Origin of the sequence: Streptomyces sp. C36, from assembly GCF_040932295.1 — a bacterium.
Lineage (GTDB): Bacteria > Actinomycetota > Actinomycetes > Streptomycetales > Streptomycetaceae > Streptomyces > Streptomyces triculaminicus.
On sequence record NZ_JBFQGI010000001.1, the window covers coordinates 281,242 to 298,902 of the forward strand.

The 17,661-nt window shown below is 76.0% G+C and carries 10 protein-coding genes; 4 read left to right on the plus strand and 6 right to left on the minus strand.

Annotation, left to right across the window (positions count from 1 at the left end; all coding sequences use genetic code 11):
- Positions 1-127: 127 nt before the first annotated feature.
- The 3 genes from AB4K12_RS01215 to AB4K12_RS01225 form a co-directional block, all read right to left on the minus strand.
- The gene (locus AB4K12_RS01215) at positions 128-1,576 is read right to left on the minus strand and encodes a hypothetical protein (RefSeq protein WP_368432328.1); all 1,449 of its coding nucleotides are present in this window, start codon (positions 1,574-1,576) and stop codon (positions 128-130) included.
- On the minus strand, positions 1,573-3,090 hold the full coding sequence (pelF, locus tag AB4K12_RS01220) for a GT4 family glycosyltransferase PelF (protein ID WP_368432329.1): 1,518 nt from the start codon (positions 3,088-3,090) through the stop codon (positions 1,573-1,575). Before pelF ends, AB4K12_RS01215 begins: the two co-directional genes overlap by 4 nt.
- A gap of 65 nt (positions 3,091-3,155) precedes the next feature.
- A complete protein-coding gene (locus tag AB4K12_RS01225) occupies positions 3,156-5,315 on the minus strand; it encodes a hypothetical protein (protein ID WP_368432330.1) in 2,160 nt (719 codons plus the stop codon).
- 705 nt (positions 5,316-6,020) lie between these two features.
- Here AB4K12_RS01225 and AB4K12_RS01230 point away from each other — a divergent pair.
- On the plus strand, positions 6,021-7,217 hold the full coding sequence (locus tag AB4K12_RS01230; RefSeq protein WP_368432331.1) for an ABC transporter substrate-binding protein: 1,197 nt from the start codon (positions 6,021-6,023) through the stop codon (positions 7,215-7,217).
- Between the two features lie 143 nt (positions 7,218-7,360).
- The gene (locus AB4K12_RS01235; protein WP_368432332.1) at positions 7,361-8,878 is read left to right on the plus strand and encodes a carboxylesterase/lipase family protein; all 1,518 of its coding nucleotides are present in this window, start codon (positions 7,361-7,363) and stop codon (positions 8,876-8,878) included.
- Here AB4K12_RS01235 and AB4K12_RS01240 read toward each other — a convergent pair.
- Positions 8,875-9,291, minus strand: a complete 417-nt coding sequence (locus tag AB4K12_RS01240; RefSeq protein ID WP_086573708.1) for a YchJ family protein — start codon at positions 9,289-9,291, stop codon at positions 8,875-8,877. The genes AB4K12_RS01235 and AB4K12_RS01240 overlap by 4 nt on opposite strands.
- A gap of 224 nt (positions 9,292-9,515) precedes the next feature.
- Here AB4K12_RS01240 and AB4K12_RS01245 point away from each other — a divergent pair, with 224 nt between their 5' ends.
- Positions 9,516-10,010 (plus strand): MarR family winged helix-turn-helix transcriptional regulator, encoded by a 495-nt coding sequence (locus AB4K12_RS01245; RefSeq protein ID WP_368432333.1) that lies wholly within the window; start codon positions 9,516-9,518, stop codon positions 10,008-10,010.
- A gap of 48 nt (positions 10,011-10,058) precedes the next feature.
- Positions 10,059-12,272, plus strand: coding sequence for an FUSC family protein (locus AB4K12_RS01250; RefSeq protein WP_368432334.1), 2,214 nt, complete (start codon positions 10,059-10,061; stop codon positions 12,270-12,272).
- A gap of 77 nt (positions 12,273-12,349) precedes the next feature.
- Here the strand turns inward: AB4K12_RS01250 and lanKC (AB4K12_RS01255) are convergent, their stop codons facing one another.
- The gene (gene lanKC / locus AB4K12_RS01255) at positions 12,350-14,887 is read right to left on the minus strand and encodes a class III lanthionine synthetase LanKC (protein WP_368432335.1); all 2,538 of its coding nucleotides are present in this window, start codon (positions 14,885-14,887) and stop codon (positions 12,350-12,352) included.
- A gap of 137 nt (positions 14,888-15,024) precedes the next feature.
- Complete coding sequence (gene lanKC, locus AB4K12_RS01260; protein ID WP_368432336.1) at positions 15,025-17,625, minus strand: class III lanthionine synthetase LanKC; 2,601 nt, start codon at positions 17,623-17,625, stop codon at positions 15,025-15,027.
- Between the last annotated feature and the right edge of the window lie 36 nt (positions 17,626-17,661).

Genomic DNA, 17,661 nt, shown 5'->3' on the forward strand with positions numbered 1-17,661 from the left:
TCCTCTGGCGTGACGGGCGGAGCGGGATGTGCGGAGCGGAAACGCTGTGCGGAAATGGTGTGCGGGACACGTGCCGTGATGCGGCGGTGCCGTGGTGCGGCGGTGCGTGGTTCAGCGGTGCCGTGGTTCAGCGGTGCGTGGTGATCCGTCCGAGCAGGACGGTGGCGGCGGCCAGCAGACCGGCGGCCGCGCCGGTACAGATCACCACCTGGTCGGTGGTCGGCACGGAGATCCGTAGGCCGAGGGCGGCGGTCTCGGCGCCGGCGGCGCCGAGGCAGAGCAGGGCCGGCAGCCATCCGATGCCGTAGGCCTGGAGCAGCAGCCCGGTCCACAGCACCGCCCCGAGCGCCAGCAGAGCGGTCAGGCGCGGAGCGGACAGCGGCGGGTCGTCGGGCCACACGGCGGAGACGGTCAGCGTGAGCACCGTCAGGGCCGCGAGGTACCCGGCGACGCACAGCGTGAGCACACGGCCCACGCGCAACAGCAGTCCGCCGGTGCTCGTCGAGGCGGCGAGCGCGCCCAGGGCCAGCCCGCGGCAGCGGTAGAGCAGCCATTCCGCCACGCCCATGCTGAGGGTGAGGGCGAGGACGGCGGGTCCGCTCGCGCCGCCGTGGTGCCCGACGAGCACGTCGCCGAGCGCGGCGATGGTGGTCAGGGTGCCGCAGCCCAGGCCGAAGAGCCCGTACGGAATCGAGGCGGCCGGCGGCGGCGCCTGCCCGGTCCGCTCGCCGTCCGTGCGGCGCACCCGGGTGATCTCGTAGACGGCCGCGAACAGCGCGCCGCCGGCCGTGGCCAGCAGCAGCACGACGCCCACGACGGACGGCGGCCGGGCGAGCAGGACCACCGCGCCGCCGGTCGCGGTCGGCAGCAGGGCGAGCAGCAGGAGCCGCTCCCGGCCGAGCACCAGCAGGGCCGTGGCCGCCGCCAGGTAGAGCACCTGGCCGACGCCGAAGGCGAGCGCCCCGGGCGGCGCCGGGAGCGCGAGGGCCGCGCCGGTGGCGAGCAGGACGCCCAGCGGGGCGCCCACGGCCAGGCAGCGGGCCGCCGCACCCCGGCCGCCGGCCGCGAGCCACAGGTACGCGCGGTGGGCGAGGGCCTGGTTGAAGGCCCAGGCCACCAGGGCGGAGGCGATGAGCGCCCCGGTCCCGGCGGGCAGCCCGAAACGGTCCTGCCCGCCGTTCATCAGGGGTGACCCGAGCGTGTAGCCGAAGCCCGGGAGGGTGAACACCAGGGAACGCAGCAGGAACTGGCCGGGCTTCACCTTCCAGGGGTCGGGCCGGGGCTCGGGCTCGGGATGGCCGCGCGGGACGCGGGCGAAGAGCTCGGCCGCGAGCTCGAAGGCGTCGGCGCGCCCGTAGCGCTCGGCGATCTGCTCGCCGGTGAGCCCGTCGGCCTCCAGCACCGCGGCGATCTCGTCGGGGTGGACGGCCGCCGCGCAGACGGCGGCCAGCTCCTGGGCGAGTTCGTCGACCGGGTCGGCGGCCCACCCCGGCCGGTGGCGCACCGGGACCGGCGCGACCGCGAGGTCGTGGGCCGGCTCGGGCTCCTCCGGCAGCAGGCGCAGCAGTCCGCTCATCCGGCACCGCCCGCGGCCATGGCCATGACGGGTGCGGGACGGGCGAGGGGCGCGTGCGCGGGCACGGGCTGCCGCAGCCCGGCGAGGTCGTGGTAGATGTCGCGGAAGGCGCTGATGGTCTGCCGGAGGGTGAACTGCTCGATGACGCGCAGCCGCGCGGCCTCGCCCATCCGCGCCCGCAGGCCCGGATCCCGTAGCAGCGTCAGCGCCGCCCGCGCCATGCTCGGCGCGTCGCGGGGCGGTACGACCAGTCCGCTGTCGCCGACGGCCTCCCGGACCCCGCCCACGTCGGTGGAGACGGTGGCCCGCCCGCACGACATGGCCTCGATCAGGGTGAAGGGGAAGCCCTCGCTGATGCTGGAGAGCATCACCACGTTGCCGGCCGCGTAGGCGTCGCGGATGTCCTCGACCCGGCCCTCGAAGGTGACGGCGTCGCCCACGCCGAGCTCGGCGGCCAGGTTCTCGCAGGCGGTGCGGTAGCCCTCCCCGCCGCGCGGGGTGCCGCCGAAGAGCCGCAGCCGCGCGTCGGGGATCTCGGCCCGTACGAGCGCGAAGGCGCGGATCAGCGTCTCCAGGCCCTTGATGGGGTCGACCCGGCCCGCCCAGCTGAGCGTCGGCACGTCGGGTTCGGGCCCGGCGGGCGGGAACGCGGCGGGGTCGACGCCGTTGTAGACGGTGCGGATGCGGTCGGAGGGGGTGCCGCCGTGCTCCTCCCAGCGCCGGTTGTAGCGGTTGCCCGGGGTGACCAGGGCGGCGGTGCGGTAGCTCTCCACGGCGAGCATCCGGAACAGCCCGAGCATCAGCGCCTTGACCGGCCAGCGGTAGGGCTCGGCGCGGAAGCCGAGATAGCGCTCGCGCAGGTAGATGCCGTGCTCGGTGAGCAGGAACGGGGTGCCGTGACGGTGGTGGGCGACCAGCCCGGGCAGGGTGGCCAGCCCCCCGCTCACCGCGTGGGTGATCCCCTCGGCGGGGGGCCGCGCGGCGAGCGGGCGCAGGGCGTGCTCGAGCAGGTCCGTGGCGGTCAGCGCGTCGTGGAGCGTGGGGCGCGCGTCGGCGGTGGCGAGCCCCGGCCGGTTCCAGACGCGGGCGAGCAGGCGGACGGCCTCCTCGCCGCGCAGGGCGGGGAAGAGCGTGCCCTCGGTGGCGTGGTCGGCGAGGCGGTAGAAGGCGCGGGAGAAGTGGTGCTCCTGCGCGGGGTCGAGGAGGGTCAGCAGGAAGAGTTCGTAAGCGGTGAGGAAGCGGCGCAGCGCCCTGCCGCGCGGGGCGCGCCCGGAGGGCGGCGGCCCCCACAGGGGGACGGCCTCCACCCCCCGGACGTGGCCGGGCGGCTGCCAGGCGAGCTGTTCGCGGCCGGTTCCGGTGACGGCGATGACGCGGAAGTCGACGTCGGGCATGCCCTGGACGAGCTGGTCGCACCACACGCTCACCCCGCCGTGGCTGTGCGGGTAGGTCCCCTCGGTGAGCAGGGTCACCGAGGGTGTGGCGGACGCCGGTTCGGCTGACGGTCCGTGCATGAAAGTCGGTTCTCTCCAGACAGACGGTGCGGTGAGGGTCGGGTCAGCACGAGCACGGTTCCGGTTCAGCGGCGCACGGTGTCGCCGGGGCCGTAGGGAACGCGGTGGCTGACGCCCTGGGGCACCACGAGCGCGGCGGCGGGGTTCTGCACCCGGGTCGCCTTGCCGGAGAGAGGGCGGGAGGTGGTGGGGCCGTCGGCGGGCAGGACGAGGACGACGGTGTTCTGCCCGGTGTCCGGGGCGGCCCAGCCGGAGCGCAGTCCGGCGTAGGAGGTGCCGAAGGCGACGCGGCCGGTGCCGCGCACCTGGACGGTGCCCGACGGCAGGGTGGCGCTGACCTCCACGCCGGCGGGGGCGCTGACGGCGATGGCCTCGCCGACGCGGTAGGCGGTGACCTTGCCGGACCGCACGGCCGCGGTCCAGGCGGCGCGCTTGCGCAGCTCGCCGCCGATGTCGCGCATGCGCAGGTTGACCAGCGGGGTGTTGTCGGCGAACAGGGTGCGGTAGTCGGTCAGGAGCTTCTCCACCGGCTGGTAGCCGATGCGCTCCTCGGCGAGGTTGGACTGGTGGATGAAGTGCGGGCGCGGGTCGTTGGCGAGCACGTGGCTCATGGCGATCCGGCTCTCGAGCGGGACGATGTAGTCGGCGAACCCCGTGGTGCGCGAGAGGGGTTCGCGCAGGCAGGTGGTGGTGGAGGAGTTCTCGCAGACCCCGCTGCCGCCGTCGGCCTTGCGCGTGTAGAGCCAGTTGTACTCGTCGACCTGCTCGGCGGCCTTGCCGGCGTTGTAGAAGACGTTCATCGGGTAGCGGGGCACGGTCAGCGAGGGCCCGACCTGGCGCTGCTCGTGCTCGCGCGAGGTGTCGCTGCCCAGCCAGGCCACCTGGGTCTGGGTGAGGGCGGGGGCCAGCTCGGGGTTGTCGTCCTGCTGCTGCGGCAGGGTCCGCAGGCCGGAGTGCTCGCCGGTGACCAGCTCGTCCTTGTCCAGGGCCAGGCCCTGGCGGGCCGCCCAGCCGCGGTTGTCGTTGATCTGGGAGGTGATGTCCGCCCGGCTGTACCAGCGGATCTTGCCCTGGGCGTCGGTGGCGCACTTCCACGGCACGGTGGAGGTGTCCTGGACGCAGCCCATGAACGGGTGGTTGTAGGTGTGGTTGATCCAGCGGAAGGAGCCCTGGTCGGCGATCAGCTGCTGGGCGAGCGGATCGGTGCCGGCGTGCGCCTCCTTGTGGGCCTCGCTGCCGCCGCCGTTGAAGGCCAGGTCCAGGGTCAGGCCGTGGTCCTTCTCCCACTGCTTGGCGTGCTGGGCGTCGGCGGCGGTCATCCGGATCGGGTCGTTCTCGGGGCTGCCGGGCGGGCAGTCGATGTCACCGGGCGTGCAGTTGAGCACCGAGTCCCAGCGGTCGTCCGAGCCGAAGACGTCGTCGACGTGCAGGGCGAAGTAGTTGCGCGCCGCCCCCAGGTGGACGCCCTGGGTGAGCCACTCGACGATGCCGCGCGAGAGCAGCCGGAACTGGCTCTGGTAGTGGTTGTAGACGAAGGTGATCACCAGCTCGCTGCGGCCGTCGTGGGTGTACTGGCCGACCAGCGAGCCGCGCTGGGAGCCGCCGGGCACCGGCGCGTCGACGTAGCTGGTGTAGGTCGCGCCCTCGGCCTGCTTGTCGAGGGGCGTGGCGAGGTAGCCGTAGCTCTCGTGCACTCCGTTGTCGTTGTTCTCGAACGGAACGTTTTTGCGCAGGTAGTTGAACGGGCCCGACGCCCCCGCCGTGGTCACCTGCGCGATCTGCCCGTCCAGCGAACCGGCGTAGCCGGTGTTCAGGCCGACGGCCGGGCGGGCGTAGGTGTAGGCGTCCACCTGTCGGATGCTGAATCGTTTCTCGTAGTCCGCCAGCGCCGCCATCTCGGCCGAGCCCGCGCCGAACGGGTTGTCGTTGGGCAGCACCACGCCCTGGAACTTCGCTCTCGGCCCGCCGCCCACGGTGTCGGCGAGGAACGCCGCGTCGACGCGGGGCCGCCCCGCGTCGCCCAGGTCGAGCCTGGTGTACGGCGTGCCGGAGGTGTCGAGTTCGTCGCGGATCGCGGCGACGGACGGTCCGCCGTCGTCGACCACGAGGACGCGCAGGTCGATGCGCGCCGTGGGTTCCGCCGCGGCGGCCCCGGTCGCCGGCAGCGTCACCGCCAGCAGAGCGGCCACGGCCCATGCCGCGACCAGACGTGTCGTACGCCCCATGCCTTCTCCCCCCAGGACGAACCGCGCGTGAGGGCGCGCCGCCGTCCTCCACGAACGTGCGCGCGGCGTCGCGAAGACGCCCGCGCACATTGAGTGATCCCCATGTCGGCCCCGTGGCGGCCGGGCTCCCCACCCGGTCGCTACCGTTCCTCCCCTGCCACGGAAACGGACGCCGATTGTCCGGTCCCGAGCCGCACGGCCGGAGCCGTGGTCGCGCGACGATGACGCGGGCTCCGGGCACGGGAGTGCCACGGCCTCGGGAGACTCGCACCGCCTCCCGACCGCTCAGCCATATAGTGCGGCATGCCCGAAGGCCGCGCCGTGCTCACCGGGGAGTCAGGCCATGACCGTTCGTGAAACCCTGGCCGAAACCCGTCGCGCCGCCCTGTGGTCGGCGATCCGTCCGGGATCGGCCCCGTGAGCGGTCATCTCTGACGTGACCTGTGGCAACTTCTGTATACGACGCCCCGGGAGTCGCATACTCCGAACACCTGTGCACCGCTGGGCGGTACACCCGGCCTCGATGAGATCGGCCTGATGACGGCTGTCTGGTATGCCGGGTGTGACCTGCATTCGGGCGAGGTGCCGCACGTTTCGGGTACGCAATCACCCTTCCGGGTTGGTGGTGTCGTGTGTCAACGGGATTGCCGGAAGGGGAGGTTGTTACAGCAATGCCGGAGGACGCGGGGGAACGGGGGCGGTCGGGTGGCTTCGCGCCGGACGGACGGGCTGTGCGTCGGCGCGGTCGTGGCCCGCACGGGCCGGTCGGCCCGGCCCGGGGATCCGCTGGACTACGTACTGGACCGGCTGGCCCCTCACCTGGCACGCGGCACCGACGGCACCGGCCTGCGGCCGGTCCGGCTGGCCCGGCGCGACAGCCGCTGCGAGGCCGACGGCGCCCGCCGTGCCGTCGCCGAACTCGTGCGCGACGAGGGTGTGTCCGTGGTGGTGGCGATGGGCGGCGGAGCGGTGCTGCCCGCCGTCGCCGAGGCCTGCGAGGTGCTGGGCATTCCGTGCGTGTCCACGGTGTTCCCCTGGCACGCGTACGTCTACGGCGGGGGCGCCGAGCCGCCCGTACGACCGCGCCGCTGGACGTATCACTTCGCCTGGGGGTTGGACGACATCGCGACGGTCTTCGCGGAGATGTGGGAACGCGTGGGTTCCGGCCGGACCGTCGGCGCCCTGTGGAACGACGGCCTCCAGGGGCGGCTGCTGCGGCATCCGCGGCACGGCTTCCCGCCCGTGGCCGCCGCCCGCGGGCACACCCTGGTCGACCCGGGCGGCTACCGCGAGCCGGCCGCCTGCTTCGCCTCCCACATCCGGCGCTTCCAGGAGACCGGGGTGGAGATCGTCACCAGCGCGGCCACCGTGGAGGACCTGGCGCTCTTCCACCGGCAGGCGGGCGAGGCGGGGCTGCGGCCGCGGCTGATCACCTGTTCACGCCGGCTGACCTGTCCGCGCGCGAACGCCGCGACCGACGGCCTGCGGGGCACCCGCATCGCCACGCTGGTCTACTGGACGCCCCGCCACCCCTTCCACTCCTCCCTCGACGGCACCACGGCGCAGCAACTGGCCCGCGACTACCGGCGCGCCACGGGCAGGCTCTGGCTCCAGCCGCTGGGCCCCGCCCACGCCCTCCTGGAGGTCGCCGCGCACGCCCTGGCCACCGCGCCCGATCCGACGGACCGCTTCGCCGTCGCGGCGGCCGTCGCCCGCACGCGCCTGGACACGATCGCGGGCCCGCTCGACTTCACCACCGGCCCCACCCCCAACGTCGCGCTGCTGCCCCTCGTCGGCGGCCAGTGGCGCCGGCGCCACGACCGGGCCCCCGAGCTGGCGCTGGTCACCACCACCCGGCTGCCGGGTCTCGCACCGGACGCCGACCTCACGGTCGGACTCTGAGGGGCGGTCCGGGACGGGACGGGCCGAAGGGGAGACGGGGCTGAGGGGAGGCCGGGGCCCTCTACGCCGCCCGCGGATACCCCGCTACCGTGGCCCCCGGGCGGGGCCCCGGCTCCGAACGGCCGAACTCTGGGGGGTTACTCATGACCGGCGCCGGTGTGGAGGTGCGCACCGTCCAGGGGACGGTGCGCGGTGAGTCGCTGGAGGGGCTCGCGGTGTTCCGCGGGATCCCCTACGCGCGACCTCCGGTGGGAGCCCTGCGATTCGCCGCGCCCCAGGAACCCGAGGCGTGGGACGGGGTGCGCGAGGCCGTGCGGTTCGGTCCGCCGCCCCCGCAGTCCGGGCCGTTCCGGGCGACCGAGGGCAGGGGAGAGACCGACTGGCTCACGCTCAACGTCTGGTCCCCCGACCCCGGCGGCTCCGGGGTGCCGGTGCTGGTGTGGATCCCGGGCGGCGCCTACGTCTCCGGCCACTCGGGCGACCCCCTGTACGAGGCGACGTCGCTCGCCCGGCACGGCGGACTGGTCGTGGTCACGCTCAACTACCGGGTGGGCGCCGAGGGCTTCGCCGAACTCCCCGGCGCGCCCTCCAACCGCGGTCTGCTCGACCAGGTGGCCGCCCTGCGCTGGGTGCGGGAGAACATCGGCCGCTTCGGCGGCGACGCGGACCGTGTCACCGTCTGCGGCCAGTCCGCCGGGGCCGGCTCGATCGCCACGCTGATGGCGGCGCCCGCGGCCGACGGACTGTTCCGCCGGGCCGTCACCCAGTCCGTGCCCGGCCTCTACGCCACCCCCCGCCTCGCGGCCGGCATCACCGGCTCCCTCGCCGCGCGGACCGGCGCCGAGCCCACCGCCGCCGGGCTCGGCGCGGTCGACCCGTGGCAGCTGGCCGACGCGGTCGGAGCGCTCATGGAGGAGCTGCCCGGCCAGGGCGAGGTGTGGGGGGACGCGGCCCGCACGGGCGTGCCGTTCAGCCCCGTCGTGGACGGCGACCTGGTGCCGGACGTGCCCTGGCGCACCCTGCGGGACGGCCGCGCGAGCGGGGTGGAGCTGCTGACCGGTCACACCCGGGACGAGTTCCGGCCGTTCCTGCTGTTGCCCGGCCGCCTGGAGAAGGTGACCGAGGAGGAGGCCGGCGCGGCCCTGCGCGCCCTCGGCCCCGGTCCCGACGGCGAGCACGCCTACCGGGCCGCGTACCCGGACGCGCCGGCCGCCCGGCTCTTCGAGCTCGTCCATTCCGACGTGCTCTTCCGGATCCCCTCCGTGCACCTGGCGGACGCGCAGTCCGCCGGCGGCGGCACGGCGTACCTGTACGAACTGTGCTGGCCCGCCCCCGCGCAGGGCGGTGCGCTGGGCTCCGGCCACGGACTCGACGTGTCCCTGCTCTTCGGCACCTACGCGAGCCCCGCCGCCGGACTGTACTTCCCCGACGGAGCGCCGACGGCCGAGGCGCTCGCGGTCGGGGACGCGATCCGCCGCTCGTGGGCGTCGTTCGCCGCGCACGGCGACCCCGGCTGGCCGCCCTACCGGGCCACCGAGGGCCGGCTCACCCGCCTGTTCGACGCCACGACCGGCACGGCGCCCTACCCGGAGGAGGCGTCCCGGCGGGTGTGGGAGGGCTACGGCGTCGAGCCGTACGACCTGCCCCAGGGGGTGTCCTAGGCGGCCGCGTCCAGGTAGACCCACTCGCCGTCCTCGCGCACGAAGCGGCTGAGCTCGTGCTGGTCCTCGGCGTCGCCGTCGATGACGCAGTGGGCGCGGAACTCCACCGTGCCCTCGGTGTGGAAGGCGCTGCCGCCGGTCGTGGCGAGGATCTCCAGGCCCGTCCACCGGACGCCGGGGTCGAGCGCGAGGCGGGGCGGGCGGGTCGTGGAGTGCCACGTGCGCAGCAGATAGGCGGTGTCGCCGGCGGCGAAGGCGCTGTACCGGGAGCGCATCAGGCGCTCGGCGGTCGGTGCCGTCGCCCGGCCGGCGTGCAGGGCGCCGCAGCACTCCCCGTACGTGGCGTCGAGACCGCAGGGGCAGGGCGAGGCCGCGGTGATCGCCGGCTGCCGGCGCGTGCTTCGTGAGGGCATCCCCCGATTCTGCCTGGTCCGTCCGGCCGCCACGGCCACCGGGTACGGCCCCGGCGGCGGCACCGCGACCCTTTCGGCCGCACGGCCGCGTCACCACGGCCCAGGTACCGCACATGACGGCCGCCCAGGGGGTGCGACTGGTGCGGAAGTTCTCCTCGTAGGCTCCTTCAGTGGCGCGTGGGTGCCATGGGATGCGGTGAGACGCGGGAGAGGGGCGGTGCCAGGTGGCACACGAAGCGGAGATCGCGACGGCCGAGGAGGCGGCGAACGACGACCTCGTGCTGGCGTTCGGGCGGCTGCAGGGGGCCGCGAACCGGCTGGAGTACATCCTGGGCCGGGCCATCGAGCAGGAGTGCGGGATCAGCCACCTGATGTTCGAGGTGCTGCTGATCCTGGGCCGCGCGGGCCACTCCGGGCTGCCGATGCGGGCGATCGCCCAGGAACGGGTCCTCAGCACCGGCGGCGTGACCCGGCTGGTGGACCGCATGGAGGCCGCGGGCCTGGTCGTCCGGGACGCCGACCCCGGGGACCGCAGGGGCCGGCTGGTGCGGCTGACCCCGACGGGGGAGGAGACGGCGGTGCGGGCCGCGCGCGTCCACCGGGAGAACATCCGGCGCTTCTTCCTCGAACCGCTGCCCGAGGACCACCGGGAGCGCTTCGCGCAGGACCTGAGGACCCTCAGCCACGCCGCGCGCGACGCCCTGCCCCGCCTGCGGTAGAAGCCGCGACCGGCGGGTTCGCGTACCGTCGGAATCGATGACCGTCAGATGGCGTGGGCGCCGGAGCGGCGGGCCGGCCGCGACCGCCGCCCGCCCCGGGACCACGCCGTGACCACCGCCCTCGGCCGCCGCCTGCGGCAGCCGGACGGCCGGGAGGCCGTGCGCCGCGCCCTATGGGTGACCCTCGCCGGGTGCACGGGCTTCTACGCCTGCACCTACGGCCTCGACGACGCCGTCATGGGCCTGTACGCCATCTTCGGCTGCCTGCCGCTGGTGATGTTCACCCGCCTGCCCGGCGGCGTGGCCCAGCGCACCCGCACGCTGCTCGCGGCCCTGCCGCCGGCCCTGCTGCTGGTCACCGCCGGCAGCCTGCTCGCCGTCCGCGACTGGTCCGCCGCCTGCGGGATGCTCGTCGTCGGCTTCGCCGTCTCCTTCGGCTCGGTGGGCGGCCCCCGCCTCGCCGCCCTCAGCATCGCCTTCCAGCTCTTCTACGTCCTGCCCTGTTTCCCGCCCTACGCCCCGCAGGACCTGGACTCCCGGCTGGCCGGGCTCACCATCGGCTTCCTGCTCACCGTCCTCGTGGACCACCTGCTGCCCGCGCCGCCGCCCGCCGTCCCGTACCGCCTGCGCCTCGCCGGCGCGACGGCGGCCGTGGCCGAGTGCTGCGCCGGAACCGCCGACGGACCGGAGCGGGACGACGGCCGGGCCGCCGCCGACCTGGCCCTGGACGCCGCCCGCCCCTCCCGCATCCCGCCCGAGGAACGCCCCACCTCGCCCTCGGCACGCGACCGCGCCCTCAACCACACCCGCGCCGCCGTGCGGCACGTACGCGACCAGCTCGAGCGGCTACCCGGCCCCGGCCCGCGCCTTCGCCACCCGGAGGCCGCCGAGCTGCTGCGGCGCACCGCCGAGGCGCTGCGGCCCGTCGCGGCCGGACTGCGCGGCGGCGAACCGCCCCCGCCGGCCGACGGCCTGCACCGGCACCTGACGTCCTTCGACGCCGTCCGGGCGCGCGAACTGCCCCGCGCCTCCGCCCACCGGCTGCGGCAGGACGCCGTCGTCCGGGCGGCCGCCGAGGGCGCCCAGCTGGCCACCACGGCCTCCCGCATCGCGCTCGGCGCCCGCCCGGGCACCGGCTCCGCGCACCCCGGCGAACCGTTCCGGTACGCCGCCGCGCCCACACCCCTGCTGTGGTGGTGGCGCCTGCGCGGACACCTGACGCCGCGCTCGGTCCACCTGCAGAACGCCGTCCGGCTCGCCCTGGCCCTGGCCGCCGCCCGGCTGATCGCCGGCGGGCTCGGCCTGGAGCACGGCTTCTGGGTCCTGCTGGCGACGCTCAGCCTCATGCGCACCTCCGCCGCCGACACCCGCACCGCCCTGCGCCCGGCCTTCGCCGGGACGGCCGCCGGGGCCGGCGCCGCCGCCCTCCTGCTGCTCGCCGTCGGCGACGTACCCCCCTTCTACGCGGCCGTGCTGCCGCTGGTCCTCCTCGTGGCGTTCACCGCCGGCCCCCTGCTCGGGCCCGCCTGGCTCCAGGCGGCGTTCACGCTGGTCCTCGTGCTGATGTTCTCCCAGCTGGCCTCCCCGGACTGGCGGCTGTCCGCCGTACGGCTGCTCGACGTCCTCATCGGCGGCACGATCGGCGCGCTGACCGGCCTGCTCGCCTGGCCGCGCGGCGGCCGGGGCGAACTGCGCCGCACCCTCGCCGACGTCCTCGTCGAGGGCGCGGCCGTCTGTCGCACGGTCACCGGCCTGCTGTGCGGCCGGCCCGCCCCCGTCGACCCGCTGCGGCCCGCCCGCCGCGCGGTGCTCCTGGCGGAGGCCTCCTACTGCCAGTACCAGACGGAACGCATGGGCGAGCGGGGCGTCGACCCGCCCTGGGAGGCCGCCCTCGTGGCCGGCTACCGCATGCTGCGCGGCGGCGAGCTGATGCTCATCCGGCACCGGGAGCGGGCCGACGGCGAGGCGCTGCCCGGGGACGCGGCCGCCGAACTCACCGCCCTGGCCGAGCGGGTGACGGCGGACTGCCTACGGGCGGCCGACGCCCTGCGCCGGAACGCCGCCACCCCGGAACCCGCCCCGGACACCGCCGCGGCCGCCCCGGACGCGTACCACGCCGACGACTCCGGCACGCTGCGGTGCGCCGCCCGGCGGGCGGCGGTCACGGACGCCGAACGGGTGCTGCTGACCGTGGACGCAGAGGCCTGGCTCACCGGCGTGGCGCAGGACGTGGCCCGGCTCCGGACACCGGAACCCGCGTAGGGCACTTCCGACGGCCGACGGGCGGCCACCGCCGGGCCGCCCGAGCCGCCGCCGGGGATCACCGGCGCGCGCGGTCCTCAGTACGGGCACAGGAACGGCAACGCCGCCGCCGAACCCGGCCGTACCGCGCGGTGCACCGCCAGGAGTACGCCCGCCGTGCCCGTGGCGAGGTCCATCGACAGCCTCAGCCGACCGTCCATCGGAAACGCCAGCTCCCCCCGGAACCGCACCGCGTGCAGGCCCAGCCCGCGCAGCTCGGCCTCCCGCGCGCCGGCCGGGCCGCCGAGGTGCGCGAGGGCGTAGAGCCGCCCGGCGTGCCCGTCGAGCAGCCCGGAGGACAGCTGCAGTTCGCTGCCCGGGGTGTCGCGCAATCGGTCCCGCAACCGGGCGAAGTGCGGGTCCTCGCGGTGGCGGAGGTACTCGTGCAGGGCGATGCCGAGGCCCGCGCCGCCCCGGCCCAGGGCCGCCGAGAGCCGCGGCCCGTCGCGGACCAGGACGTGCCGGCCGCCGGTCACCGCGCAGTGGCCGATGTCCCGCGCCAGCGCGTCGGCGGCGCGGCCCAGCCAGCACTCCTCGCCGGTGGCGGCGAAGAGACGGGTGAACAGCAGCGCGGGGCCCGACCAGCCGCGCATCAGCCCCACTCCGGCGCTCTCGTCCGGCCCCTCGCCCTCGAGCGCCCGCGCGAGCCGGCCGGCCAGCCGCGCGGCGCTCTCGCTCTCACCGAACCGCAGGAAGGCCAGGGCGATGCCGGCGAGGCCGCCGAACAGCCCCACCCCGCAGCCCTTGAGGTCGAACCCGGCCAGCCGGGCCAGCACCTCCCGTGCCTGCTGCGGACGCCCCAGCTCGTCCAGGACGTACGCCATCCCCGCGAGCCCGTCGTAGAGCCCGGGCCGGGGCCACCGGGTGCGCTCGGCCGCACGGGCCAGCCATTCCACGTGGCCGTCCGGGCAGGACCCGCCGGGGCCCGCCGTGCGGTGCAGGGCGTGCAGCACCCCCGCCGCGCCGAACGCCAGGCCCGCCGCCTGGCCGTCGAACTGCTTGACGTCGCCCGGGAACAGCCGGTCCTCGCGCTCCGGGGTCGCGCTGCGCAGGATCGCCTCCCGCATCGACTCCAGTGCCGCGGCCCACCCGTGGCCGCCCTCCCCGTCCCGCGCCCCGCCGGACCGGGGGCCCGGGGCGGCCGGCCACTCGGCCGACCTCGGGGTCGTGTCCGGTGGCGGGGCGAGCCCCTCGCGGAGCCGGGCGCCGAAGCCGGGCGGCAGCGGGAAGCGGTCCTCGGCCAGCCGGATCAGCTGCTCGTACTTGCGCGCGTCGAAGCGCATCAGCTCCGTCAGCGGGCAGAACAGCGCCAGCCGCAGGCAGTCGAGGGCGTACGTGTCGACGGCCGGCCCCGAGCGTGCCCAGGGGGCGGTGAAGCCGGCCGTGCCCAGGACGGGGGTGAAGGCCTCCGCCCGGTCGAAGGCCGTCTCGAAGTCGACGAGGCACACGCTGCCGTCCGGCCGCACCAGGACGTTGCCGGGCTGCAGGTCGCCGTAGACCACGCCGCGCCGGTGCAGCGCGGCCGTGGCCTCCTCGATCCGGTCGAGGACCACGCAGGCCCAGCGGGCGTACGCGGCGAGGTCCTCCGGCGACGCGGCGGGGCGCAGGAGCGGGTGGCGGCGGCCCATCGCCTCGTGCAGCCGTTCTCCCTCGACGAACTCCTCGACGAGGAAGTGGTGTTCCCAGTGCCGGGTCCGGGCGACGACGCCCGGCACGCAGTCCAGCCCCTCCAGCCGGCGCAGCACGGCGTGCTCCCGCTCCAGCCGGGCCACCGCGTCCATGCCGTTGTCGTCGACGCCGGCGTAGGGGCGGGCCTCCTTCAGCACCACCCGCCGACCCGTGCGGGGGTCGACGGCCCGGTAGACGCCGCCGCCGTTGGAGAACCGCAGCGCCTTCTCGACGCGGTAGGGCAGACCGCCGGAGGAGCGTGCTCGGGCGGCGCGGATGCGGGCGTCGACGAACGGCGGGATCCGCGCCCAGGAGGGGACTTTGAAGGCCGCCCCGCGCACGTCGGGCACCGCCTCGCCGTCGGGGCGCACGACGGCGGGCACGTACTCGCCCTCGCGCGAGAAGCAGAACCGCGGGGCGAAGCCGCCGTAGCGCAGGTACAGCGGCCCCTCGTCCCAGCGCAGGTCGCTGAGGATGTACGGCCCCTTGACCCCGCACAGCAGCGCCGACAGCTCCTCGAGCGTGCGCTCCAGCAGCTCCTCGCAGCGCGGATAGATGGTGATGAGCTTCCCGCCGGCCGACCGCGGCGCCCGCTTGCTGTTGACCAGGGCCAGCAGGGCGCGGCTGCGCAGGAACTTGAAGCTGATGCCGTGCTCGACGCAGTACTCCCACACCGCGTCGACCACGCGTGCGGCCTCCTCCGCCGTGGCCGAGGCGTGGATCTTCCAGCCCTGTTCCGGCAGCCGCGCGTCCCCGTGCCGCAGGACGACCCAGCCGCCGCGCTCGGCGCGCCGCCAGCCGGCCGGCGCCGGGTGCGCGGCGCGCGCGAAGCGGCTGGCGCTGTCCTCGACGCGCTCGAGCGTGTCCGCGAAGAGGGGGTCCGCGACGAGGTGTCCTTGAGCGAGCACGACGTTCTCCTCCGGTTCTCCCTACGGCCCGGCCCCCGGTCGATGCGGCGCGCCGGCCGCCGCCGTCCGGTGCGACGGCCGGCGCGCGCCTCCTCCGGACCGGTCAGACCTGTCCGAAGGTGCTCTGGTAGCTGTTGCTACACGGCCAGTGGGCCGGGGTCTCCTCCTCTTCCAGCTCCTGCAGCTCCAGGATCTCCGACACGTCGTTCACCTCCCTCCCGGTGCGGGCGGGGCGAGGGCCGCGGGTCCAGGAAGGGAAGGACCGGGCCGGTCCCGTCGAACACGCGGCCGAGGGCGAGCAGGATCCCCGCCGCGCCGGTCGCCAGGTCCGACGACAGGCGCAGCAGCCGGAATCCGGGGAACGCGAGGTTCCCGCGGTGGGTCCGGGCGTGCCAGGCCAGCCGGCGGACCTGCCGCAGCACGGCGGGGCTGTCCGGCCCCTCGCCCAGCGCCGCGAGCGTGGCGATCGACCCGGCGCGTCCGCGCAGCAGGCCGCAGTTGTGGACGTGGACGGGGTCGCAGGTGCGCCGCAGGGCCTGCGGGAGGGGGGCCAGGTCCGGCTCGGGGCGGTGGGCGAGGAAGTCCCGTACGGCGTAGGCGAGTCCGGTGCTGCCGCCGTGCAGGTAGGGCAGGTGGGCGGTGCCGTCGAAGAGGGTGAGTGTGCCGTCGGGCAGGGCGGTGAGCCGGGCGGTGTCGTGGCGCAGCGCCCGGCCGGCGACGTCGAGGCAGGTGAGGTCGCCGGTCTCCTCGTACAGGCGCAGGTGCAGCACGGCGACGCCGGTCGCGCCGTGCAGCAGGCCGTACGGCGGGGGCGCGTCCGCGGTCGCGGGCGGCGGGCCGTCCTCGACGGCGCGGGCCGCGTGCCCGGCCGCGCGCAGCGCGCGGTCGTACAGGGCGCCGTCGCCGGTCAGGGCGGCGAACCGCAGCAGGGTCAGGGCGATGCCCGCGCTGCCGCCGGCCAGGCCGGCGCTCGTCACCCGCTCCTCCAGCGGCCGGCAGCGGTCGAGGACGGCCAGCGCGTCCTGGCGCCGGCCGAGTCGCTCGAGGGTCAGGGCGACGCCGTGCAGGCCGTCGTAGAGGCCGGGCAGGGGCCGCGGGTCGCGCTCGGCGGCACGGACGAGCCAGTCGGTGAAGTCGTCCGGGACGGCGGCGCCCACGCGGTGCAGGGCGTACAGGACGCCGGCGGCGCCATAGCCGAAGGAGTGGCCGCCGAGGGACGAGGGGCCGGTGGGGGTGGCGGGGAAGAGCCGGTCCGGGCGGTCCGGGGTGGCGACGGCGTGGATCCCGCGCACGAGCGAGTCCCGGATCGCCGGCCAGTCGGGCCGCCGTGCCGCGAACAGGGCGCCCGCCCGGTCCTCCCCGGCCGGGTGGCCGGCGGGCCACAGCCCGCTCAGCAGCCGGGCGCCGAAGCCGGGCGGCACGGGGTAGTGCCGCTCGACGGCGGCGGTGAGGGTGTGCAGCTTCTCCGGGCCGCGGTAGGGCAGCGGCAGGAACAGCCACAGCCGCAGCCGGTCCAGCAGATACCGGGCGGCCGCGGCGCCCGTACGGCCGTCCGGTACACGGAAGTCGAAGCCCCCGGCGGCGGGCTCGTCGGCGGGTCCCGCGAGCGAGGCCGTACGGGTGAGGGCGACGCGGCCGCCGGGCCGCAGGAGGATGTCGCGCGGCCGCAGTCCGTCCGGGCACAGCCCCCGGTCCGCGAGCGCCTCCAGTGCCGCCGCGACCTGCTCGACGACGCCGAGGGCCCACGCGGTGTACGGGCCGGCCTCGGCGGCCGCGCGGGGGCCGGAGGTGAGCGGGAAGGCGGCCGAGGCGGCCTCCTCGAGGCAGGTGCCCTCGAGGAACTCCTCGGCCAGGAAGTGGTGTTCTCCCCACGTCCGGTGTTCGATCAGGCGGGGTACGCACTCCAGGCCCGCCAGCCGCCGCCGCAGCGCCCACAGCCGGCCGAGCCGGGTGACGGCGTCCTCGCCCCGGCGGTCGAGCCCGGCGTGCGGCCGGGCCTCGCGCAGCACCACGCGCCCGCCGGTGCGCCGGTCGGTGGCCAGATACGTGCCGCCGCCGGCCCGCAGGCCCAGGGCGCGCTCCACCCGGTAGGGGAACTCCCCGGCCGGGGGCGCGTGCAGGGCGGCCAGGTCGTCACGCAGCACCTCGGGCAGCGGCAGCCAGTCGGGCGGGGTGAACACGGCCCGGCGGGAGGCGGGTTCGCGGGTGCCGTCGGGGCGCTCGAGCAGGTCCGTGCCGTGGGTGCCGTAGCGGACGTACAACGGACCGGAGCGGTGCCGCAGGGCGCCGAGGACGTACGCCCCGGCGAGGCCGTCGAGCAGCACGCTGAGGTCGCCCAGGGCCCGCTCCAGGGCGCTGTCGTCGGCGGGATACACGGTGACGATCCGTCCGCCGGCCGTCCGGTCGGCCCGGTCGTCGCCCAGCTCGCGCGCGGTGGCCCGGCTGCGGACGAAGTCGAAGGGCAGCCCGGCCGCCACACAGTGACCCCAGACGATCTCCACGGCGCGGGCCAGGTCCGCCGGCGCCACCGAGACGTGGATCCGCCAGCCCTGCCGAGGCGGTGCGGCCCCGCGCGGGCGCAGGGTGACCCACCAGCCCCACTCGTCCCGCTCCCAGCCCGGCGGCGCCGGACGGCGGGCCGCGGCGAGGCGGTCGTGGTCGTCGGGGTAGCGCTCGGGCACGTCGTAGAAGTCGGGATCGGCGAGGCAGAAGCGGTCGTAGTCCTTGAGCGTCAGCACGGCGCGTCCCTTTCGGGGCGAGGACTGTCGGGTGGG

What these genes read in the sequence shown, in the direction of transcription:
- AB4K12_RS01225 (WP_368432330.1), bottom strand. Translation starts at nt 5,315, where the DNA reads ATGGGGCGTACGACACGTCTGGTCGCGGCATGGGCCGTGGCCGCTCTG.
- pelF (WP_368432329.1), bottom strand. Translation starts at nt 3,090, where the DNA reads ATGCACGGACCGTCAGCCGAACCGGCGTCCGCCACACCCTCGGTGACC.
- AB4K12_RS01215 (WP_368432328.1), bottom strand. Translation starts at nt 1,576, where the DNA reads ATGAGCGGACTGCTGCGCCTGCTGCCGGAGGAGCCCGAGCCGGCCCAC.
- AB4K12_RS01250 (WP_368432334.1), top strand. Translation starts at nt 10,059, where the DNA reads ATGGCGTGGGCGCCGGAGCGGCGGGCCGGCCGCGACCGCCGCCCGCCC.
- AB4K12_RS01235 (WP_368432332.1), top strand. Translation starts at nt 7,361, where the DNA reads ATGACCGGCGCCGGTGTGGAGGTGCGCACCGTCCAGGGGACGGTGCGC.
- AB4K12_RS01240 (WP_086573708.1), bottom strand. Translation starts at nt 9,291, where the DNA reads ATGCCCTCACGAAGCACGCGCCGGCAGCCGGCGATCACCGCGGCCTCG.